This is a genomic window from Palaeococcus pacificus DY20341 (assembly GCF_000725425.1).
In the GTDB taxonomy this organism is placed as follows: Archaea; Methanobacteriota_B; Thermococci; order Thermococcales; family Thermococcaceae; genus Palaeococcus; species Palaeococcus pacificus.
Genome location: NZ_CP006019.1, coordinates 1,584,785 through 1,606,003, shown reverse-complemented (window position 1 = coordinate 1,606,003; position 21,219 = coordinate 1,584,785). Strand labels below are relative to the sequence as shown.

The following is a 21,219-nucleotide window of genomic DNA, read 5'->3' as shown; positions in this document are numbered from 1 at the left end:
GCCCTATTTAACTTTTATTTTCTTTAGTTCTTCTAAAAGCCTCTTAAATTCCCCATCTGAGAGATTGCCTAATTCTTTAGCTTCTTTCAGCGTTATTGTCCTAGCGAGAGTTTTCCTTAGTGCTTCGTCTTTGAGCGGAGTGAAGCCGTATTCAATGAGCACCTCAAGGGCTTTAGGATATTTCTCTATGAGCGCCCCAACGTTTGTGTCCTCATTTATCTCAAGCTCTCCTGCACATTCCACCTCGCCGAGCTCTGAAATCTCTTTAGCATTTCCCTCATTCCATATCCTCAAAATGTACGCATCTCCAACTTTTTTCAACTCATATTTATAGCCTGCCTCTTCGAGCTTTGGCAGGAGGTTCTTGAATGGCTTATCACCAATTGCCTCAATTCCTTCTCCTTTGGTCAGGTCTTTCAAGGCTTCAACTATCCTAACTGCAGGCTCCGGAGGTTTTAACCCTCTCAAATCCAAGACTGCTTTAATATTCATGTACATCACCAAAAGATTATAATGACAAGTGTCATATAAACTTTGTTGGGCAAAAATGAGTAGAAAGGTTTAAAAGTGATAGATATGACACTTGTCATGAAGGTGGTAGAGAATGACTGAAATCTTGAAGAACCGGGAATATAAAAAGGAAAAAATGAAGGAGCTTTTGAAGAAGATTCACAAAGGTGAAGACATTGAAAAGCTCAAAGAGGAATTTAAAGATCTTTTGAGGAGCATCTCACCACTAGAAATACCCCTTATTGAACAGGAGCTCGTTAAAGAGGGTATCTCAGCGAGAGAGATAGCTAAGATGTGTGACATTCACGTTGAGCTTTTCAGGGAGGCAGTTGCTGGCTCTGAAAAAGAGGAAATGAAGGACATTCCTTCGGGACATCCTCTCCATACGCTCTATGAAGAGAACAAGGAAATAATAAAAGACGCTGAAATGCTAAACCTTTATGCATCAACTCTAGTTAACACCAAAGACAAAAAGATGAGGAAGGAAATCCTCGGTGTCCTCAAAGGAATAGCCAACCAACTCAGAGCTGTTGGATTTACCCATTACAATAGAGAAGAGATGCTAATCTTTCCTTATCTTGAAAGGAGAGGCATTACGGCGGTTCCAACAGTTCTCTGGACAAAGCACGATGAAGCTAGAGGGATGATTAAGCAGCTCCTTGAGATTTTAAGCAAAGAGAATGAAATGGAATGGGAAGAATTCGTTAAAGCTCTCAAGGAAAAAGCTGCAGAACTATCGAACGCCCTTGTGGACATGGTGTTTAGGGAGAACAACATACTCTATCCAACACTAAAAGCTCTGCTCTCAGAGGGGGAGTGGGTTGCCATTAAGGGGCAAGAAGAGGCAATAGGATACTACAAAGTTAAGCCTGGAGATGAGTGGAAGCCCGAAGCCAAGCCTCTCCATCCCTACGAGATTGACACAACCTTAACGGCTGAACAACTCTTAAGTTTACCAAAAGAGGTTCAAATGGCGCTGAGGGGACAGAAGCTTGAAGGAGACAAAACAAAAGTAAAGAGAGAGGGGGACTTAGAACTTGAGACAGGATACCTATCTCCAAAGGAGATAAATGCGATTTTCAAGCATCTTCCAGTTGATGTAACTTTCATAGACAAAGATGATAGGGTAAGGTTTTTCTCAGGTGGAGACAGAATATTTACGAGGACACCCTCAATTATTGGAAGGCCTGTGCAGCTCTGCCATCCACCGAAGAGTGTCAACATAGTTAATAGAATCCTCAAAGCCTTCAAAGAGGGCAAAAAAGACGTTGCAGAGTTCTGGATTCAAATGGGTGGGAAGTTCATCTACATCAAATACGTTCCTGTTAGGGATGAAAACGGCGAGTATCTTGGAACACTTGAGATAACCCAAGAGGTAAGCAGAATTAAAGCCCTCGAAGGAGAGAAGAGGCTTTTGGATTGGAGGGATTGAGATGATTGTTGTGAAAGTTGAAGATGCTGAAAAATTTGAGAACCCCCACGGGGTTGATGTTAAAAAGCTGATTGGAACGGAAAATGCCCAAATATTCCATATAACACTAAAGCCTGGGGAAGAGCTTAAAAAGCACACAACACCTGTGGACGCCTTTTTGTACGTAATAAAAGGAAAAGGAATAGTTGAAGTTGGAGAAGAGAAAGAGGAAGTAAGAAAAGCAACCCTAGTTTACCTTCCTAAGGAAATTCCCCACAAAGTTTCAAACACCGGCAGCTTAGAGATGAAATTCCTAGTGATCAAGGTGAAGTGAGCATGAGAGGAAATGAAAGGATATTCAAAAAGAGAGTTGAGAGATTTCAAGAGCTCCTAAGGAAGAGCGAAATAGACGGAGCTGTTATAAGAACACTCTCAACTTTTATTTACTTCACCGGCACCAAGTGGCTTAGGCCTTCCCTTCTTATTCCAGCAGAAGGCGAGCCGGTGGCAATTGTGGCTAAAGGTGAGAAAGAGCTCTTTATGCAGAAGAGCTGGATTGAGAACGTTGAAGAGTTTCAAAAGACGGAAGATCTGATGGCAATGGTAACGATGTGGATTGGGAAAAACGGCTACAGCACCGTCGGCATGGAGTTCTCCATTGAGAGAGATGCCTACATTCTGTTCTACGAAATTTTCAAGAAGCTCAACCCTGGGGTACAGATCGAAGATATTAGGCCTCTCTCAATGCAATTGAGAATGATAAAGGACGATTGGGAGCTTGAGAACATAAAAAAAGCAGGAAAAGTTGCGATAAGGGGAATGGAAGTGGCGATGGAAGAGATAAAGCCAGGAAAAAGTGAGCTTGAAATCGCTGCCGAGATTTATCGCGAACTAATGCTCAATGGAAGCGAAGATCCAAAGGTCTATGTTTCAGCCACTCCGAGGGCACATGCCGAGCCTTTTAGAGATGTTAGAGTCGAGAAGGGTAAGTTTGTAACTGTGGTAATCGGCGCTGACTATAACTATTATTATGCAAACTTAACGAGAAGCTTTTTCATTGGAGAGCCAAGCGAAAGAGCGAAGGATGCTATCGAGGCGATGGAGAAGGTTCACCAAATTGCTTTGGAAAAGACTCAACTGGGAGTCACTTTTTCACAGGTAGAAAAAGAAATAGCTGAGGTATACAGAGAAAAAGGGCTTCAAGAGTACTATATAACCGGTTACACGCATGGAGTTGGTCTTTTAATTGAAGAAGACCCAATAACTACGATAGTGGTCCCACACAGGGCGATGAAAGCTCAGGAAGGAATGGCGCTGGCGATGGTGCATGCACCGCTCATGATTCCAGAAGGTGCAGTAAAGAAGGAAGATACGGTAATAGTTGGTAAAAAGCTCGAAAATGTTACTCTTTTTGATGCTCCTGTATTTCTTTAGTTTTCCATTTTTTAAAAATAAATCACGGAATTTTATCATCCTGGTAAAAATAAGAGTTATAATCTAATCGAAGATTTGTTAGATTGACCTAATAAATATTGGAGGTGCTAATCTATGAACGTTGGCGCTTTCCTCATTACCTTTAGGGAGGCTTTGGAAGCTGCTATAATTGTGGCAATTATCTTTGCCTATCTAAAAAGGACGGAAAGAAATGAACAAATCAAAAATGTCTGGACTGGTGTTGGACTTTCAGTATTGGCAAGTGTAATCTTGGGAGGACTTATCCTCAAAATATATGGCGGTTTAGAAGAGAAAGAGCTATTTGAAGGGCTGGCATCGTACTTAGCCGTTGTCGTTTTGACAAGCATGATATACTGGATGGCAACTAAGGGCAGAAACATAAAAGCTGAGATAGAGAGTAAAGTGTCTCAGGCAATAAATCCTTTGGCTTTGACAGCTTTCACGTTCATAGTGGTCTTTAGAGAAGGCTTAGAGACTGTACTCTTTTTAACACCGTTTGCAACTCAAGACTTAAGCGGCACTCTATTGGGCTTGATTTTAGGACTGGCTGGAGCTTTAGGCTTGGCTTACCTTATCTACGGCATTGGAATGAAGATAAACCTCAGGACTTTCTTTTACTACAGCTCAATACTCTTAATATTCGTTGCAGCGGGGCTTTTGGGCTATGGAACGCATGAGCTGATTGAGTTTGCCGAAGAAGAGGGACTAAGCTTAGGCTGGTTTGCTCAAACCGCTTATGACTTGGGAATTCCTAAAGACAGCATCTGGTCTCATAAAGGAGCTATAGGCTCAATATTCGCGGTGCTCTTTGGGTACTCCACAAAAATGGAGTGGGGAAGATTAATTCTGCAGCTGGGCTATTTGATATTCGGTCTCCGCTTAATGGTTAAAGCGTATGAAAAAGAGCCAAAACTGAGTGTAAAAATGCAAGGTATAAGGACTTTGAAGGATTAGTCCACAAAAACGAGGTGGAGTGCTAGGATTAAATACATGACGACGGTCCAAACGATGTGCAGTTCCCTCCACCTCCTAAACTTTTTTAGGGCTTCTTTTAGATAAGGACTGCTAACTTCTCTCCTCAGCCTTTCGACCTTTGCATGTAAGTAGCGCCCATAGAAGCCGCTTGCGTTCTCAATGAGCAATGCAAAACCCAGCAAAAGGCCGGTTAGACCAAATGGCGTACTGTAGTCTTGGCATGATATGAAGTGGGGTATGGTCAGGAGAGAGCCTAAGACCACTAAGAAGTGGTGTATATCGAGTGGATACAAAGGAGCTCTGACTTCTAAAAATGGCATTTCGTGGTTTAGGTTTATGGAAAAGCTGCCCTTTTTGTAGTCTATAAAAGGCGTCCTCTTGATTATGGAGTAGAAAAGTATTCCAGCAGTTATTATTATGAAGCCAGCCTCTGCCAACCCCGCAAATTGAGCTTCATCGTTTTCATATTCATCTTCAGCAGCAGCCATTGGCAAAATTAGGAGCACGAGAAAAATTATCCCAACTACTCTGCTCCTCCTCATTATTCTCACCAAAAACTAAGTCTTTTACAAGCGTTTATAAATTTTAGAGGGAAGAGAGTTAAAAAGTCCCGCTTCCAAGCCCGCAGGTCTTTGCGAACGGACATTTAGCGCAATCCTCAGTGTATGGTTTTAGGTATGGCTCGCCCTTGATTTGTTTAGTTATTTCCTTTGCTCTCTCCATGTCTTCATCTTCGCCCTCCAAAACGAGTGTTACGCTCCCTTCTGCTCCGCCAGCGCCACCAGCCGCTATGGGCACTGCATCAACGTTTGCTAAGATATCGTAAGCTTCGATTTCTGTTATTGGAATCGCGTGTGGGATTGGAACTAAGGCTGAGTAAAGCCCCGTTCCCCAGTCAAAGACTCTTGTTCCTGTTATCTTCGCACTGTACTCTACAGGTGTTGGTACGAACTTCTCAAGGCTTATGGGGGTTATTGTGAGCACGCCTTTTGCTATTGTCCACCCATAGGTCTTTCCTATTGTTCCACCATCTGGAGCTGCAGCAAAGACAGCCACGTTCCAATTTGGATCAATAGCGTTTGCTCCCTTGATGAAAACATCATCAGGACCCATCTCTTTCAACGCTTCTATTGGTTCACCTTCGAAAGGCTTCCCTTTGTAGAGAACAAGATGTTTAGGCCATGTTTCTTTTGGAGTTACACAAGTCCTCCCTTTGCTTATAATCCCGACAGTCCACTTTTCTTTCTCAATTTTCTCTCCTAAAATCTCCTCCGTGATGTAAGCGGCTGTTGTGCCTGTTGCTATATAAACGAAGCCATTCTTTAAGGCGTATTGGACTTCATCCAGAGCCACAACAGCTTTAGCAATTAAGCGCTTGCTCTCTGGAGAGGTAAGTGTAACTAAAGCTCTTTGCATGGGCATCACCACATTAAAATTTGCGTCGAAGTTATATTAAATTTGTGAAAAAAAGAGTTCAAAATCAAAAGACCATCGGGACATAGCCCTCGGTTATGAATTTTGAGATGATTGCCCCTACGTATTCCACCTTTGTGTATGGCTTTAAGCCCTCCACAATGCCTTCATCTTCCGCTATCTTTCTGCAGGCATACGGAGTTTTGTTGAGGTCGTTGAGCTTTTCTATCCATGGCATTAGCTTTTCATTTCCTCTTGCAATTTCTCGCTCTATTGGGCCAAAGAGCACAACTTCAACTTCTTCAAGCCAATTATACCTTACTGAGTTGACTGCATACATAAATCCCGTTAGAGCTTTCCCTATTTCAGCTGTAGAGATTATTATCAAAACCTTAGCCATTAGAGCGCCTCCACAGTTCTTTTGAACTCTTCCAAGCTCTCAACGGATATTTCTTTTTCTCCTATCTTAACGTTAATTCTCCCACAGCCGTATTTAGCGCATAGGCCAATGCATCCTGTAACTTCCACTTCATGTCCTTTTGATTCTAGAATGCTTTTTATTCTCTCTAAATTATCCCCAGCACAATATTCACAGACTTCAGCTTTCATAGATGTCACCAATTTACTAAAAATTCCATCATGCTTATAGGCTTCATTTTTAGCAAAATGAAAAGTTACTATTTCACAAAATTGGCAGAATTAAAAATTTTGCCTCCTTTTATAACTACCCAATTTTGTGAAGATAACTTCATAAATAGAAGAAACAAACAAGGTTTGGTGGTGAGAAAATGGAGGTATTTTCAAGACACTTCCCAATCATTGGTTTAGAGGGACAGAGAAAGCTTTCCAAAGCTAAAGTCGCTGTCGTTGGTGCAGGGGCATTAGGGAGCTGGGAGGTTTATTTTCTCAAAAAGCTTGGCGTTGGTGAGATTATAGTTATTGATAGAGACTTTGTGGACTACAATGATTTGCCTAGAACTATCTATGAAGAAGGGGATGTCGATAAGCCTAAAGTCGATGTTTTGAAGGAAAAGTTTGGGGTTAAAGGCTACTTTGAAGATCTTAACCCTTCGACGGTTCACCTTTTGGACGAAGCTGACCTTATAATAGACGGAACAGACAACATTTATACGAGACAAGTTATAAACGACTACTGCGTTAAGAACAATAAGCCGTGGATTTACGTTGGTGTTTTAAGCACTTATGGTAACGTGATGCCCATAATTCCAGGAAAGACAGCGTGCTTTAGGTGCTTCATGCCAAAATTGCCTTCAAGGCCTATGCCCACGTGTGCCGTTGCGGGTATAATGAGCTACGTCCCCTCCTTAGCTGCATCCATAGCAGTTGCTTTAGCGGCTAAAATCCTCCTTGGAGAAGAAGTTAAAAGCGAGATGATATTTTTCGATACCAAAACCTTTGACTTTGAGAAGATAGATATCCCAAGAAGAGATGATTGTGATGCTTGCGTCAGGTACAATTTTGTCTTTTTGGAGAAGCAGATGAAGATAGAGAGAATGTGTGACGGCTCAATTCAAATAACTCCTCCCGAGAAGATGAACATCAGCCTGGATGAGCTCGCTAAAAGGCTCGATTCTTTGGGCAAGGAGTACATCAAGACGTCGCAGTTCATCCAGTTTGAAGACGACTATGCTGAAATACTGATATTTAAGAGCGGAAGAATGATAGTTAGAGGAGCCGAGGATGAAAAAGAGGCTAAAAACTTCTTTGCACGCTATCTGGGTGGTTGAGATGATATTAGTTCGATACGGAGAGATAGCAGTAAAGAGGGGAAAAAGGAGAGAATTTGAGAGGAAGCTCATGGAGAACATTCTGGCGGCCTTGGAGAGAAAGGGGATTAAAGCGAAGGCAAAGCTGATTAGAGGAAGAATACTCGTTGATGCTCCGGATGAAGCAGCCAAAATTATTGCAAAAGTTCCAGGAGTAGTTTCCGTTTCACCTGCGAAAGAGATGAGCTATGATGAAGTGCCGGACTATTTAAGAGAAGCTTTGAAGGGCTTTGCTCCAAAAAGCTTTAGGGTTGAAACTCAACGCTTGGATAAAACCTTTCTCAAGACTTCTGTTGAGGTCAATAGGGAGATTGGTGCTTTCGTTGTAGGAGAATTTGGTTGGAAAGTTGATTTGGAAAATCCCGAGCTTGTGGTTGGAATTGAAATAATAAACAAGAGGGCGTATGTTTTCTTTGAGAAGATTAAAGGTGTCGGCGGCCTGCCCATAGGGACGCAAGGAAAAGTTGTTGTTCTTTTGAGCGGGGGCATTGATTCCCCGGTCGCTGCTTTCTTAATGATGAAGAGAGGCGCCGAGGTTATGGCGGTGCACTTTGACCAAGGAAAGAATGCAAGGAAAGTCGTAGAAAATACCGTTAAAATTCTCAACGACTACTCCCCAAAGGACATTGAGCTCATCATGGAGAACCATTTCGAAATCCTCAAACCCTATGTTGTGGTTTTAAACCGCTTGAAAATGAGGGAATGGACATGTGTCGTGTGTAAAATAGCAATGCTTAGGCGGGCGGCGGAAATAGCTAAGGAAAATGGTGCTTTGGGAATAGTTACAGGAGATTCCCTTGGCCAAGTAGCTTCACAAACACTGTCGAACCTTTTCATAGAGACTATGGGAGTTAGATTTCCAATTCACAGGCCACTTTTGGGAATGGACAAAGAGGAAATCGTTAAGATAGCAAGGGAAATTGGGACTTATCAGGCTTTCTTGGAGTATCCCTACTGCGATTGCCCGTTTAGGCCTGAAAGGGTAATAACACAAGGAAAATACGAAGAGTTCATCAAAATACTGGAAGAATTGGAAAAGGAAAACATTGTTTGAAAAAATTTGTCCTTTTTCTAATACTTTTTATCTCTTTTTATGCCTGAAGTATTAAATCAAAAGAAAAAAATAAATACTTTGTTACTCTATAGTTCTATGGGGGTGGTGGAATGTTGAGCGAAAAGATGCTGGAGGCGTTAAATGAACAGCTTAACAGGGAGCTTTATTCAGCATACTTGTACTTCTCAATGGCTGCGTATTTTGAGGACATTAACTTAGAGGGCTTTGCATCTTGGATGAAGGCTCAGGCCGAGGAAGAGCTTGGGCACGCATTGAGATTCTACAACTACATCTACGACCGCAACGGCAGAGTTGAACTTAAAGAGATCCAAAAACCACCAAAGGAGTGGAAGTCACCACTAGATGCATTTGAGGCAGCATACGAACACGAGCAGTTCATAAGCAAGTGTATAAATGAGCTTGCTGCTTTGGCGGAAGAAGAAAAGGACTACTCAACGAGGGCCTTTTTAGAGTGGTTCATAAACGAGCAGGTTGAGGAGGAAGCGAGTGTCAAAAGGATTGTAGACAGGCTCAAGTTTGTAAAGGGCAGCCCAGAGGCTATTTTTATGATAGATCAAGAGCTCAACCAGAGGCAACCCCAACTTCCGGGGCTTCTCCTCCAAGGAGGGTGATTTTCAACTTTTCTTTCTATTTCGTATTTGATTCGGCGAAAATTGGATTCTTTTGAAGAATTCGCACTTAAAAAAATGATTATTAGGGCTTTTAAGGAGTTCAAATCAAGTTTTTATATTTAGATCTTGTTATTGCAGTTTTTGATATTCATCTTAAAAGTTAGGCAACCCTAAAGTTTATAAATAAATATAACATAGTATGAAATACAAACCAAAAAATTGGGGTGGTCGAAATGATTAGGGTTGGAGAAAAAGTTCCAGATTTTGAAGCAGATGCCTACCACGAAGGAGAAATAAAGAAGATTAAGCTTTCAGACTATCTTAACGAAGGCAAGTGGGTTGTTTTAGCGTTTTATCCGGCGGACTTTACATTTGTGTGCCCAACGGAACTTGAGGAGCTCGCTGAGTACTATGAAGAGTTCCAAAAAGAAGGTGCAGAAATTTTAAGCGTCTCTACAGACACAGCTTACGTTCACAAAGCTTGGCACGACACTTCACCAGCAATTAAAAAGATAAGATACCCAATGCTCGCCGATCCGGCTGGAAAGATTTCAAGGCTCTTCGGGACATATATCGAGGAGGAAGGTCTCTCATGGAGGGCAACCTTCATAATAGACCCTGATGGGAAAGTTGTGCACATGGAGATGCACGATTTGAGCATAGGCAGGAGCGCGAAGGAGATACTCAGAAGACTTAGAGCCTCCAAGTACGTAAGGGAACACCCCGGACAGGTCTGTCCAGCGAGCTGGGAGCCGGGCAAGGAAACACTAAAAGTAAGTTTAGATTTGGTTGGAAAAATTTAGCCCTTTTTTATTCATTTTTGCCCAGCAAGGTATAAAAAGGGTGAACGTTTATTCAACTTTGGTGATATAAATGAATGTGGGAGATTTTAAGAAAATCGCTTTAGTAGGAGCAAGCCCTAATCCCGCTAAGTATGGAAACATTATTCTCAAGGACTTAAAGAAGAAGGGGTTTGAAGTCCTGCCTGTTAATCCAAATTATGATGAGATTGAGGGGTTAAAATGCTACAAGAGCGTTAAGGATCTGCCAAAGGATGTTGATGTAATCGTTTTTGTTGTTCCTCCGAAAGTAGGAGTTAAAGTGGCAAAAGAGGCTATTGAAGCTGGATTTAGAAAACTTTGGTTCCAGCCTGGAGCTGAGAGCGAGGAGATTAGAGAACTCGTAGAAAAGGAAAACATTGAATATAGCTTTATAAAATGCATAATGGTCGAGACGAGCGACAAAAGAATGTTCTTGGAGGTATGAGAATGGAGTTTTACTATGTTAAAAAATTTGAGAGGGACTTGGATGATCTCTGGGAGGAGCTTAAGGAGAGGGTTGAAGGGGAAGGATTCCTTATTGTTGGTGAACGAGTTCCAGTCAGCATAGTGGAGAGGGAAGATGGAATTATAGCGGATTATCATGTGCTTTTCATATGCGATAGAGATGTAATTGCGGAGTTAGTAAAAATCAACCCGAACATTGGCGCTCTAATTCCATGTACTGCTTTTGGCTATGTTAGAGAGGATGGGGTTTATTTGGGAATTGGGTTGCCAAGTGTCGCTTGGAAAGTAGCTGGGGATGAGATAGTTGAGCTCATGAGGCCTATGGAAGAAAGGCTCAAAGAGATAATCAACTCCTTGTAAATTTGTCAATTTTTAAAGTTTGGACCTTTTTCTATTCTCACTTTGGAAAGAATAAGAACAATAAGCTTTCAAACATAGTCTAGACTGGTGATTAGCATGGCAGAAGTTGTTTTGAATGTTAAAAATATGAGCTGTCAGCACTGTGTAATGACGATTAAAAGAGCTTTAGAGAAGATCGGGGCAAAGGCGGAAGTCAGCTTGAAAGAGAAGAAGGCTGTTGTTGAGTACGACGAGTCAAAGCTCACAGTTGAGGATCTAATTAGTGCTATTGCAAAGTTTGGCTATGAAGCGGAGGTGGCTTGAAATGCCTATTGATCCAGTCTGTGGAATGGAAGTTAGCGAAGAAACGGAGCTTAAGCTGGAGTATAATGGAAAAGTCTACTACTTCTGCTCTCCACACTGCAAAGCCCAATTTGAATCAAATCCTGAAAAATATGTTAAGGGAGAGGGGATGAAGCACGAGCATGGGCACAAACACGGTCACAAAAGGCATGGTTGCTGCTGCCACTGACTCTTCTTTTTATTTACTTGTAAATTAGTGAATTTCTTTTCATGAAATCTGCCTTCATAAACCTTTAGTTTTAAACTGCACTCTTTTTAAAGCTTATTTTTGCATATAAGTATGGGACAATCCTTGAATGGGGTGAAAAGCATGCACAAATACGTTAAACAGGTTAGTCTGGACTTTGAAGAAGCAGAGAGAAAGTTTAAAGATGCCATCGAAAAAGTCGGCTTAAAGGTCGTTGGCGAAGTCATGCCGAGCAAGAAGGTCAAGATGAAGCTCAATATCGATGTTCCACCTTATAAGATACTCTTCATCTGCCACCCGAAATACGTTTATGAGCTCATGAAGATGAACAAAGACATCGGGGCATTAGTTCCTTGTCACGCTTTCATATACTCCGATGGCGAAAAGGCCTGCTGTATTGGCGTTGAGCTTCCAACGAAAACGCTAAGCTTTGCCGGCGAAGAGGTTGTGGAGTACATAAAAACGGCTGAGGAGCAACTTAAGCAAGCCGTTGATATGGTGGCTAGCTGACTTTTTTTATTCTTCTTTGAAAATCCCATCCCTAAAGGCCAAAACTCCAAAAAGCAAAGTCCACAGCGTTAAGCTCGCTAAAGCGATTTTCCACTCACTTAAGGGCTCATAGAGTGAGCGAACTAGGTATGCACAGCTTGCCGTCGGCAAAAGGAGAATAATTTTGTGGGCAAAGCTTGGGAGAACTTCAATGGGGTAGTAAACTGGGGCAAAGATCGTTAAAGCTGTTAGAGTTATGTTCGAAACCCTCATTATAACTATCGGCTCCTTGAGCTTCACACCTATGTAGAGTCCAACGAAAACACCCCAAAGCCATAAAAACGCTAAGAGAAGGATTATTTGGGCTATTTTCAAGAGGGAAAGTCCCCTCACGTAGGTTAAAGTAACGATGAGAACGACTAAGTAAGGCAGCGCGGGAATGCTCATCCCTACTGAAATTCCAAGGCCGAGCTTCAGCGGATGCACTGGAAGAGTTGAGAGTATATCATAAAACTTTGAGCGCGTTTTCATTCCTGCTATCTCTATGGCCAAGTCTGCTATTCCAATGCCTGTGACAAAGCTGATCATTCCCCCAATGAGTGCTGTTGGGAAAAGCTTTCCACCGCTCACGACGGTCAGGAGGAATATGAAGGAGAGCGGTCTAATGGCGAAGCTTATCAGTGAGGCTCTACTCTTCGTGAGAGCTTTGGCGTAGTACTCGATTACGCTAATCATTCGCCCACCCCAGCAGAAACAGGTCTTCAATTGTAAGTTCCTCAATTTTAAAGGGCACTCCTCTGGAGATGAGCGATTTTGTGAGTTCTTCAAGCTCGCTCTCGTTTTGTGGGTAAACAAAAATGTATTTCCCGGCTTTTTTGACCGCATATTCTCCTACATCCGCGTACTCAAATAGCACAACTTTCTTCCTAAAGCGCGGCAAATAGTGCTTTACGATCTCTTCGGGCTTTCCTTGAAGTAATATCTGCTTGTTAAGCAGAATTACCTCATCACAAACCTTTGAGACCTCATCTATATAATGACTAGTTAGGAAAATCGTTGAGCTTTTGGCCTTTTCCCTTAAAATCTGCCAGAGTTCGAACCTCGCCGAGGGGTCTAAGCCAACTGTAGGCTCGTCCAAGAAGTACAGCTCAGCGTTGAAGGAAAGGATCATAGCAACCAGCGCTTTTCTAACCATCCCACCCGAGAGCTCTACCATTAGCTTGTCGGCATAGTTTATGTTGAATTCTCTCACAGCTTCGCGGGCTTTTTCTTTTGCCTCTCCCCTCTTCAGCCCGCGCATTCTAAGGTAGTGGTAGATGTACTCAAAAGGCGTGAGGGTGTAGAAATGAGCTTTGACTTCCTGGGGCAGAAGGGAAATCCTCTTCCTTATTTCAATGCTCTTCTCCAATTCATAGCCCAGAACGTAGGCTTCCCCTGATGTAGGCTTGAGCTGAGTAGTTAAAATTTTTATTAAAGTCGTCTTTCCAGCCCCATTTGGTCCTATTAGTCCAATTATTCTATTTCGCCCTACGCTGAAGCTTAAAGAGTCGAGTGCTAGCGTTGCTCCATAGCGTTTGGTCAAGCGGTGGGTCTTTATTGCGTGATTAGCCATGGGCGCTTCCCAATATTATTAGTAAAATAAAGATATTTTAATATTTTCGCGTACGAGAACACTGCAGCTAGTTAATGCTGAACACTCCATATTGCTTTACTCTCTCTTTTTTCTCTTGTCTAATTACATGGCGGTGTTTACGACGCTGGGGCGAAAATTTTATAAGATTTTAAAACAGTATATTGGACGGCGATATTATGATGGTTGATTACTTCATATCCTTCAGTTTTTTGTTAATCGTCTTCTGGGGGTTTAAGAGAGAATTTAACTCTTACCATTCGGCCTTAATTTCAACCATCTTAACATTAATCCTCCCGGGGTTAATTTTTAATGTGATTGACAGGTTATTCTTTCTTAATAACGTAGTCAGGCTGGGAGTGCTGGTTTCTTTAGTAAGCCTTGGCGCTTATATGTCCATCCTCCTATTCTCCACCAAACGACATATTGCCTCTTAGAAGGAGCTATGGACATAGTTGCCTGAATAATGCTATCTCGTGCTATCTCTTTCCGTTTTGTGTGAAATACGTTTATAACCTCCTCTTTTGTATTCCTCATCATGACACATCACTATGGCTATGTGAGTGCAGTTTTAGCTGCTCTGCTCTTTGGAATAAGCTCGACGCTGAATAAAATCGCCCTTAGAAATGTTCATCCAATGATAATAGCGGGAAGCATTTATCTAACGGCGGGGATAGTTTTAATGCTCCTTCGCTTTACACCACTTAAGGATAAAATCCTCGAAAGGCTTGAATTTAAAGTTAAAACCCAAGAATACTTCTCAAGGCGAGACCTCTTGCTATTGGCTTTTATAGTACTTTTTGGATCTTTCTTGGCACCTCTTTCGTTCATGTTTGGCTTGAATAAGACAACAGCTGTTAATGCATCCCTCTTACTCAACACCGAGACGCTGTTCACTGTTTTAATAGCCCTTTTAGTCTTTAAAGAAAAAGCCTCAAGAAGAAGCATTATCGGAATTCTCTTAATCTTAATTGGAGCCGTTGTGATCTCAACAGAAAACTTTAGGGAAGTAGAGCTGAGCAAAGGCATCCTTGGGAACATTTTAATAATTTTAGCAGGCCTTTCATGGGCGATAGACAATAATTTGAGCAAGTTGCTAAGCGTTAAGAGGGATCTGCTTTTGGTAACTTCACTAAAAGGGCTGTTTGGAGGGAGCGCGTTATTAATTCTGGCTTCTCTAATTGGAATTCCTTTCTACATCCCACTTCAAAGCCTTCCATATGTATTAACGGTCGGTGCCTTCAGCATAGGCTTTTCCATCGTGCTGTTCCTATTCGCCTTGAGGGAAATTGGGGCTATGAAAACGGGGGCAATTTTCTCAACTTCCTCACTAATCGGTGCTCTCTTTGCTTTTCTAATCCTTGGAGAGAGCTTCACAGCAGCTAAAGCATTTTTCGGCATTTTGATGTTCTTTGGGGTGTATTTGTTATCTTTAGAGTAAACCTTATGTGAAAAAACGCTCATTAATTTCTGGGTGATAATATGGAGATTAAACTACCAGAACCGAGAATTAAAGGGGAAATTAGTCTTGAGGAAGCGATATACAGGAGAAAGAGCATTAGAAGATATACCTCAGAACCATTAACCCTTGGTGAGCTCTCTCAAGTTCTCTGGGCGGCTTATGGAATAAATATCTGGGGAAAGAGAACCTCTCCAAGTGCGGGTGCAAGGTATCCTTTTGAAGTATACACCGTTGTGAGCAGTGTTGAGGGCCTTGATCCCGGGTTATACCATTATGATGGGAAGAAGCATGTTCTAAAGCTTATTCGAAAGGGAGATTTAAGAGAAGAGCTCGCTCGTGCATGTCTCGGACAGAAGTGTGTTGCTACCGCTCCAGTGAACATTGTGATAGTTGCCCACTATGAAAGAACCACGAGCAGGTATGGTGAAAGAGGAGTAAGGTATGTGCACATCGATGCCGGTCACATGGGACAAAATATTTACCTCCAAGCAACGGCTTTAGGCCTTGGAACTGTCGCAGTTGGGGCTTTTCGAGACGAGGAGGTCAAGAAGGTAATTGATGTTGAAGGAGATCCCCTATATATCTTCCCTCTTGGAAGGCCTGCGGAATAACTCTCAGGCCCTCTTTCTTATTCCCTATCCATTTTTGTCCAGTAACATTTATAAGAACATTTGCACAATTGCTCAAATGTAGAGGTGATAAAAATGACAGAGATATGTAAAGTTTACGAAGAGCATTTGGATAAAATCCTCGAAGCTAAGAAAAAGCTGCCTGAGGAGGAGACAATCCTTGAAGTTTCCGACTTCTTTGACGCCTTAGGCAACCCCACAAGGCTTAAGATACTCTTCGCTCTGCTGGAGGATGAGCTCTGCACATGTGACTTATCCAATATCACTGGGCTTTCGGTTTCCGCGATCTCTCACCAGCTTAGGATTTTGAAGGATAGAAAAATCGTCACGTATAGAAAAGACGGAAAGAACGTTTTCTACAGCTTAGATGACGAGCACATAAGGGAGATTTTGAAGGTTGCACTTAAGCACATGGAGGAGTGAGCATGCCAAAGAAGCTCAAATTAGAAGGCCTTGACTGTGCTAGCTGTGCCTATGAAATCGAGGAAGCGCTGAAAAAAGAAGGCTTTGAGTTTGCGCTGGTGAACTTCACAACAAGCGAGCTGGTTATTGAGGGCGACGTGGAGAAGGCCAAAGAGATAGTGAAAAAGGTCGAGCCGGGTGTTAAGATAATTGAGAAGGAAGAGCATCACCACGGCCATGACCATGGACACCACCACGATCACGACGAAGACCCAAGGAAGATGCTCTATTTCATAATACCTTCGCTCGTGCTCTTCACAGCAGGAATGCTCTTGAGATACTATTACAACTACGACAATGCCTTTGTGCTTGGAATATTCGTTGCGAGCTACCTTTTAGTAGGCTGGAAGGTGTTGAGGAACGCTTTTATCAACTCAGTCCATGGGAACGTCTTTGACGAGAACTTCCTCATAGCTATAGCCACATTAGGGGCATTTGCAATTCGGGAATATCCTGAAGCTGTGGGAGTTATGCTGTTCTACATCGTTGGTGAGTTCTTCCAAGACATAGCTGTCAACAGGTCGAGGCGCTCAATTAGAGCATTGCTATCTTTAAAAGCTGAGTATGCGAATTTGAAAGTTGGAGATAAAATAGTTAAAGTCAAGCCGGAGGAGCTCAAAGCTGGGGATGTTATAGTTATTAAGCCTGGAGAAAGAGTTCCTGTGGATGGAATTGTTTTGGAAGGAAGCTCAAATGTAGATACTTCAGCATTAACCGGTGAAAGCGTGCCAAGAACAGTAAAGGAAGGAGATGAGATCCTTTCGGGAATGGTCAACTTAAGCGGTCTTTTGACGGTCAAAGTTACGAAAGAGCTTAGAGAGTCAACTATTTCAAGGATTTTGGAGCTTGTTGAGAATGCAAGTGCAAGGAAAGCTAAAACAGAGAAGTTTATCACGAAGTTCGCTCACTACTACACCCCGGCGGTTGTGGGATTAGCTGCACTCGTTGCTTTAATTCCCCCGCTGGCCTTTGGAGAGCCTTTTTCTGAGTGGTTATATAGGGCTTTAGTCCTCTTGGTAATCTCATGCCCTTGTGCTCTAGTGCTTTCAATACCTCTCGGCTACTTTGGCGGGATTGGAAAGGCAGCCAGAGAAGGAATACTCGTCAAGGGGTCAAACTTCCTTGATGCGCTTAGCAAAGCCACAATCATTGCCTTTGACAAAACGGGGACGCTAACAAAGGGAGTCTTTAAAGTTACAAAAATAGAGACAAGAAACGGTTTCAGTGAAGAGGAGATTTTGAGGTTCGCAGCTTTAGCTGAGGCCCACTCAAATCACCCAATTGCAAAGGCGATAAAAGAGGCCTATGGGAAAGAAATCAACGAAGCTCAAATAAAGGAGCATGAGGAGATAGCAGGTCACGGCGTTAAGGCTAGAATAGATGGAACTGAAATAATGGTTGGAAATGATAGATTATTGCACAGATTCAATATAGAGCACGATACATGCCACGTAAAGGGAACCGTCGCTCATGTGGTCGTTAACGGAAAGTACGCAGGCTACATAATTATATCTGACGAGATAAAGGAAGATGCTCCAAAAGCCGTGAGAGAGCTAAAGCGCTTAGGCGTTAAAAAGGTTGTAATGGTAACTGGAGATAACAAAGATGTTGCAGAGGAGATAGCAAGACAAATAGGATTGGACGAGTTTTATGCCGAGTTGCTACCAGAAGACAAAGTAAGGGTTATTGAAGAGCTTGAAAAGAAAAAGGATCCAAAGGATACAATAGTTTTCGTAGGCGATGGAATAAACGATGCGCCGGTTTTAGCTAGGGCTGATGTAGGAGTTGCAATGGGTGCTTTAGGAAGTGATGCCGCTATAGAGACGGCTGACATAGTTATAATGGACGACAAGCCTTCAAAGCTACCAATGGGCATAAAGACCGCAAGAAAGACACAGAGGATAGTGTGGCAGAACATAATCTTTGCCCTTGGGGTTAAACTGGCTTTCATAAGCCTTGGAATTCTTGGAGAGGCTACAATGTGGGAGGCAGTGTTTGCAGATGTTGGAGTTGCGCTGATAGCGGTGTTCAACGCGATGAGGATTTTGAGGTAGCTTTTTTATTTTTGAAAATTTTGCCCTTTTCTGCTTTCAATTTTGATAATAATAAGCCTATTAGCTTTTCAAATCAGAAGTAAACATGAACAATAAAGTAGGTGATGTGAAATGTATGTCCACAAGAAAGAGACTAATCTGAGCTTTGAAAAAGCTGTTGATAAAGTCAAAGAAGAGCTCAAAAAGGAAGGCTTTGGGGTGCTCAGCGAGATTAGAGTTGATAAGCTGTTTAAAGAGAAGCTTGGTCTGGACATGGAGGAGTATGTCATCTTAGGTGTATGCAATCCAAAATTCTCAAGTCAGCTCATAGGAATCGACTATGACAGCGGGGCATTTTTACCATGCAATATTTTAGTTTACATTAAAGGCGGAAAAACTTACGTAAGTGCCATGCTACCAACGAAAGCTATGGAAGTGGCAGAAAATGAGAAGTTACTGAAAGTCGCCGAGCAGGTTGAGGAGATAGTAAAGAGGGTTGTTGATAGGGTTTAAACTCCTCTCCCCTCCCATCTTTTGAACTTACGAATGTTCCATTTATGATGAATTCATTATCCAAATGATCCAACTAATGTTGACTTCACTATATGGAGAAATTAGATTTTCTCCATTTTGCCGAAAACTTTATATGTTCCACAAATGCAGTAATATATGCAAAAGCAGAAACACCTTGGAAGAGAGCAAGTGTTCAAAAAACCAAACGAGGTGAAAATTCCGATGCCGCATCTCTTTATTATTAGCTATGGAAACGACGCTGAGAGAAAGCGTATCGAATACCTCCTTGAAAAGTGGTCGGAAAGGGCCGAGATTTCAAAGCTAAGGGGTATTACCTTCATAATCGATACAGAAAATGTTTCCGAATTTGCTGAAGAGCTTCTGTCAAAACTTGACCCTCCTTCGTCAGATAAAGTCGAAGTGTACCACGTTAAAAAAGAAGACCTAAAGTCAAAAGTGGCTCCTAACAAAGTAGAATTGGAGTATATAACGAACGAAAATCCTCAGATTGTGCGAAAGCTGCTTAGATACATCCTATCCAAATGCAATGCATATTACGTTTCTTCAGATGACCTCTCAATGACTTACGGAGCATACACAAAAAAGGGAAGGGTTGAGATTAGGATAGAAATAGATGAAAAAAGCACTAATGAGACCCAGATAGTCATTTCGCTTGTGGGGTATGGAGAAGTAGTTGAGTATATGGCTAAAAAGCTCCGGGAGGAGCTTTCATTACTGCTATGAGGTGATTCTATGGTGATCTTTGACGAAGGAGATATTTCATGCATTAAAGCTCTCCTAAGACCGGCAGAGAGAGTTCTGAGGCAGGGGAGGGATATATTGGTAGAAGAGTTTAATACAAGACAAAGGCTTTGGAACGAGATAACGGAAGCTTATGAAAAGTACCTAAATGGACACTGTGGAGATTTTTTGGAAGATTTAGATAATGCATTCAGGGCAAAATTTGAAGCTTCTTTGGCAATACTAGCGTGGAGTTTTAAGAAGAACAACGAAGACTTCCCGCCAGCACAAAAACGCTTCTCAGACTACGAATTGATGATAATAGATGAAATTCTAAAGTACAATGTATTTGAGATAACAACAAAGGAAGATTTCCTAACCAAGCTTTATAGAAGAGATCCTGAAGTTCTTCAACTACTAAAGACTTACTATCTTGGAATTGATAAGTGGATTGAAAAACAGCTAGAAAATCCCGAAATAAAGCTGCCCCTTAGGTATTATCTCAAAAGGACATGGGGAGGCTACAAAGAGAAGATCAAAGAAGCCATAAATGAAGCGAACAAGTACAATTGGTTTAGAACACTACTCGAGGATTGGGAAAAGGAGAAAGCAGATGAAGTTGAGGCGGTAAAGTTCGTATACGAGGAAAAAGTTCAGAAGCTTAAAAAACGCATAAAGGAATTGATAGAATTTTTTGAAGATGAAAAGAGAAGGATAGCGGAAGAAATATCGATGTCAAGCATAGGGGAGATACAAAGACTCGAACGGGAAAAACAAGAGCTTATAGAAAGATTTGAAAGGGAGAAAGAAGCTCTGACTAACAAACTTCTCGAGTTGAAAGATAAGGAACTCCAAGAAAGACTCAAACAAGAGCTCGAAAGAGCCAGAGAAAACATTATGAAAGAAGTAAAAACTCTAGAGGAGCAGATAAGAAGAAAGGGATTAGAATTGAAACAGAAAGAAATGGAGCTCAGGAAAAAAGAGATAGAACTCTCAGCCAAAGATGCAGAGCTCAAAAAGAAGATTGAAGAGGTGCTTAGAGCATCTAAAAACATAGAGAAAGGTTCTCGCTTGGTTGTAAGGGAAGATGCAAAAATCCAAGAGCTCAATTTCCTAGGCAGAACAAAAAGCAAATTCAATAAACAAATAAGGATTTTGGGTAAAAAATATGTCGTAGAGCGCATAGAGGAGAAGAAGGGTGAAGACACCTCGAAATTTATTGACAAGCTTGATGAAAGAAGCTTAAAGAATCTCCCCGAAAACAGGTACCTTGAAATATCATTAAAAGAGAAAAAACTCCTCGGAAGGAAGGAAAAGATTTTGGTAAATGCTCGTTATCTAACACGGGTTGATAAGCTGGCCGAATATGGGTTTGATACCGACCCATTAGAACTTGCCGATGTAAATATGTACTTGGTAGACGCGAGGGATTCCTCAAAGGACAGGAGAACAATCCTGTTAATAGCTTCACCTTTAGGGTTCGAAGAAAAAATCAGAAAGTACGTGAACTCAGACCAGTTCCACCAGAACTTCTATTCTGAGAATGTATCCTTAATCCTCCTTGATATGGAGAGCGGCGAGCTGATTTACAACCCCAACGACAGATACGCCAAAGAACTGCTCCCCCTGGTGCGTTTAGAGCTTGATGAAGAGCTTTATGCACAAGTAAAGAAATGTGTGGAAGAGAAAATCGCCGGCAAGGATTACTTGCCGCTTAACGAATGTTTGGATTGTGGAGATGAGAGCTACATTAAACGGGCCTTTTATGAAATGGCCAAGGACGGCAAGTATCTTGTGAAGTATATTGACGGGTTTGGTCTGGTATTGATGAGGAAGTGAGGTGTTGAA

General features: G+C 41.9%; 28 protein-coding genes. 20 read left to right on the top strand and 8 right to left on the bottom strand.

The genetic code is table 11. The features are described 5' to 3' along the window. Window positions 1-3 precede the first annotated feature (3 nt). Window positions 4-498, bottom strand: coding sequence for a DUF1858 domain-containing protein (locus tag PAP_RS08765; protein WP_236627018.1), 495 nt, complete (start codon window positions 496-498; stop codon window positions 4-6). 106 nt (window positions 499-604) lie between these two features. On the opposite strand from PAP_RS08765, the gene PAP_RS08760 reads away from it, so the two are divergent. The 4 genes from PAP_RS08760 to PAP_RS08745 all read left to right on the top strand — a co-directional run bounded on the left by PAP_RS08760 (window position 605) and on the right by PAP_RS08745 (window position 4,330). Continuing rightward, complete coding sequence (locus PAP_RS08760) at window positions 605-1,942, top strand: DUF438 domain-containing protein (RefSeq protein ID WP_048165647.1); 1,338 nt, start codon at window positions 605-607, stop codon at window positions 1,940-1,942. A 1-nt stretch (window position 1,943) separates the two neighbouring features. Beyond that, entirely contained in the window at window positions 1,944-2,255 is a 312-nt protein-coding gene (locus PAP_RS08755) for a cupin domain-containing protein (protein ID WP_048165646.1), read from the top strand. Between the two features lie 2 nt (window positions 2,256-2,257). Beyond that, window positions 2,258-3,355, top strand: coding sequence for a M24 family metallopeptidase (locus PAP_RS08750; RefSeq protein WP_048165645.1), 1,098 nt, complete (start codon window positions 2,258-2,260; stop codon window positions 3,353-3,355). A gap of 114 nt (window positions 3,356-3,469) precedes the next feature. Next, window positions 3,470-4,330: an FTR1 family iron permease gene (locus PAP_RS08745; protein WP_048165644.1), complete on the top strand. Its 861-nt coding sequence runs from the start codon at window positions 3,470-3,472 to the stop codon at window positions 4,328-4,330. Here the strand turns inward: PAP_RS08745 and PAP_RS08740 are convergent. From PAP_RS08740 to PAP_RS08725, 4 genes are all read right to left on the bottom strand, one after another. After that, window positions 4,327-4,893 carry a hypothetical protein gene (locus PAP_RS08740; RefSeq protein WP_048165643.1) on the bottom strand — a complete coding sequence of 189 codons (567 nt, stop codon included), beginning with the start codon at window positions 4,891-4,893 and terminating at the stop codon, window positions 4,327-4,329. The two genes, PAP_RS08745 and PAP_RS08740, sit on opposite strands and share 4 nt — an antisense overlap. Window positions 4,894-4,951: 58 nt before the next feature. After that, a complete protein-coding gene (locus tag PAP_RS08735) occupies window positions 4,952-5,767 on the bottom strand; it encodes a hypothetical protein (RefSeq protein ID WP_048165642.1) in 816 nt (271 codons plus the stop codon). Between the two features lie 64 nt (window positions 5,768-5,831). Then, the gene (locus PAP_RS08730) at window positions 5,832-6,164 is read right to left on the bottom strand and encodes a hypothetical protein (RefSeq protein ID WP_048165641.1); all 333 of its coding nucleotides are present in this window, start codon (window positions 6,162-6,164) and stop codon (window positions 5,832-5,834) included. Then, on the bottom strand, window positions 6,164-6,373 hold the full coding sequence (locus tag PAP_RS08725; protein ID WP_048165640.1) for a hypothetical protein: 210 nt from the start codon (window positions 6,371-6,373) through the stop codon (window positions 6,164-6,166). Before PAP_RS08725 ends, PAP_RS08730 begins: the two co-directional genes overlap by 1 nt. Window positions 6,374-6,552: 179 nt before the next feature. Here PAP_RS08725 and PAP_RS08720 point away from each other — a divergent pair, with 179 nt between their 5' ends. The 9 genes from PAP_RS08720 (at window position 6,553) to PAP_RS10130 (ending at window position 11,922) form a co-directional block, all read left to right on the top strand. Continuing rightward, on the top strand, window positions 6,553-7,512 hold the full coding sequence (locus PAP_RS08720; protein ID WP_048165639.1) for a ThiF family adenylyltransferase: 960 nt from the start codon (window positions 6,553-6,555) through the stop codon (window positions 7,510-7,512). Window position 7,513: 1 nt separating this feature from the next. Beyond that, on the top strand, window positions 7,514-8,605 hold the full coding sequence (gene thiI / locus PAP_RS08715) for a tRNA uracil 4-sulfurtransferase ThiI (protein WP_048165638.1): 1,092 nt from the start codon (window positions 7,514-7,516) through the stop codon (window positions 8,603-8,605). Between the two features lie 110 nt (window positions 8,606-8,715). After that, entirely contained in the window at window positions 8,716-9,237 is a 522-nt protein-coding gene (locus tag PAP_RS08710; protein ID WP_048165637.1) for a ferritin, read from the top strand. Window positions 9,238-9,470: 233 nt separating this feature from the next. Next, entirely contained in the window at window positions 9,471-10,040 is a 570-nt protein-coding gene (locus tag PAP_RS08705) for a peroxiredoxin (protein WP_048165636.1), read from the top strand. A gap of 70 nt (window positions 10,041-10,110) precedes the next feature. Beyond that, window positions 10,111-10,503, top strand: a complete 393-nt coding sequence (locus PAP_RS08700) for a CoA-binding protein (RefSeq protein ID WP_048165635.1) — start codon at window positions 10,111-10,113, stop codon at window positions 10,501-10,503. A gap of 2 nt (window positions 10,504-10,505) precedes the next feature. Next, entirely contained in the window at window positions 10,506-10,883 is a 378-nt protein-coding gene (locus PAP_RS08695) for a DUF302 domain-containing protein (protein WP_048165634.1), read from the top strand. 96 nt (window positions 10,884-10,979) lie between these two features. Continuing rightward, a complete protein-coding gene (locus PAP_RS08690) occupies window positions 10,980-11,186 on the top strand; it encodes a heavy-metal-associated domain-containing protein (protein ID WP_048165633.1) in 207 nt (68 codons plus the stop codon). A 1-nt stretch (window position 11,187) separates the two neighbouring features. Next, a complete protein-coding gene (locus PAP_RS08685) occupies window positions 11,188-11,394 on the top strand; it encodes a YHS domain-containing protein (protein WP_048165632.1) in 207 nt (68 codons plus the stop codon). A gap of 141 nt (window positions 11,395-11,535) precedes the next feature. Beyond that, a complete protein-coding gene (locus tag PAP_RS10130) occupies window positions 11,536-11,922 on the top strand; it encodes a DUF302 domain-containing protein (protein ID WP_052649133.1) in 387 nt (128 codons plus the stop codon). 6 nt (window positions 11,923-11,928) lie between these two features. On the opposite strand, the gene PAP_RS08675 is transcribed toward PAP_RS10130, so the two are convergent. The 3 genes from PAP_RS08675 to PAP_RS08665 form a co-directional block, all read right to left on the bottom strand. After that, on the bottom strand, window positions 11,929-12,636 hold the full coding sequence (locus PAP_RS08675; protein ID WP_048165631.1) for a hypothetical protein: 708 nt from the start codon (window positions 12,634-12,636) through the stop codon (window positions 11,929-11,931). Next, window positions 12,629-13,513, bottom strand: coding sequence for an ABC transporter ATP-binding protein (locus PAP_RS08670; protein ID WP_048165630.1), 885 nt, complete (start codon window positions 13,511-13,513; stop codon window positions 12,629-12,631). The genes PAP_RS08675 and PAP_RS08670 overlap by 8 nt, the downstream gene beginning before the upstream one ends. A 366-nt stretch (window positions 13,514-13,879) precedes the next feature. Further along, the gene (locus PAP_RS08665) at window positions 13,880-14,068 is read right to left on the bottom strand and encodes a hypothetical protein (protein WP_144368019.1); all 189 of its coding nucleotides are present in this window, start codon (window positions 14,066-14,068) and stop codon (window positions 13,880-13,882) included. Between the two features lies 1 nt (window position 14,069). Between PAP_RS08665 and PAP_RS08660 the strand changes: the two genes are divergently transcribed. The 7 genes from PAP_RS08660 (at window position 14,070) to PAP_RS08630 (ending at window position 21,210) form a co-directional block, all read left to right on the top strand. Beyond that, the gene (locus PAP_RS08660) at window positions 14,070-14,972 is read left to right on the top strand and encodes a DMT family transporter (RefSeq protein ID WP_048165628.1); all 903 of its coding nucleotides are present in this window, start codon (window positions 14,070-14,072) and stop codon (window positions 14,970-14,972) included. A 41-nt stretch (window positions 14,973-15,013) separates the two neighbouring features. After that, window positions 15,014-15,604 carry a SagB/ThcOx family dehydrogenase gene (locus PAP_RS08655; protein ID WP_048165627.1) on the top strand — a complete coding sequence of 197 codons (591 nt, stop codon included), beginning with the start codon at window positions 15,014-15,016 and terminating at the stop codon, window positions 15,602-15,604. A gap of 93 nt (window positions 15,605-15,697) precedes the next feature. Further along, on the top strand, window positions 15,698-16,045 hold the full coding sequence (locus tag PAP_RS08650) for an ArsR/SmtB family transcription factor (RefSeq protein ID WP_048165626.1): 348 nt from the start codon (window positions 15,698-15,700) through the stop codon (window positions 16,043-16,045). 2 nt (window positions 16,046-16,047) lie between these two features. Next, window positions 16,048-18,138, top strand: coding sequence for a heavy metal translocating P-type ATPase (locus PAP_RS08645; protein WP_048165625.1), 2,091 nt, complete (start codon window positions 16,048-16,050; stop codon window positions 18,136-18,138). Between the two features lie 111 nt (window positions 18,139-18,249). After that, window positions 18,250-18,630, top strand: coding sequence for a DUF302 domain-containing protein (locus PAP_RS08640; RefSeq protein WP_048165624.1), 381 nt, complete (start codon window positions 18,250-18,252; stop codon window positions 18,628-18,630). Window positions 18,631-18,786: 156 nt separating this feature from the next. Next, on the top strand, window positions 18,787-19,374 hold the full coding sequence (locus PAP_RS08635; RefSeq protein ID WP_144368018.1) for a hypothetical protein: 588 nt from the start codon (window positions 18,787-18,789) through the stop codon (window positions 19,372-19,374). Window positions 19,375-19,383: 9 nt separating this feature from the next. Next, window positions 19,384-21,210, top strand: a complete 1,827-nt coding sequence (locus PAP_RS08630) for a hypothetical protein (protein WP_048165622.1) — start codon at window positions 19,384-19,386, stop codon at window positions 21,208-21,210. Window positions 21,211-21,219: the final 9 nt, after the last annotated feature.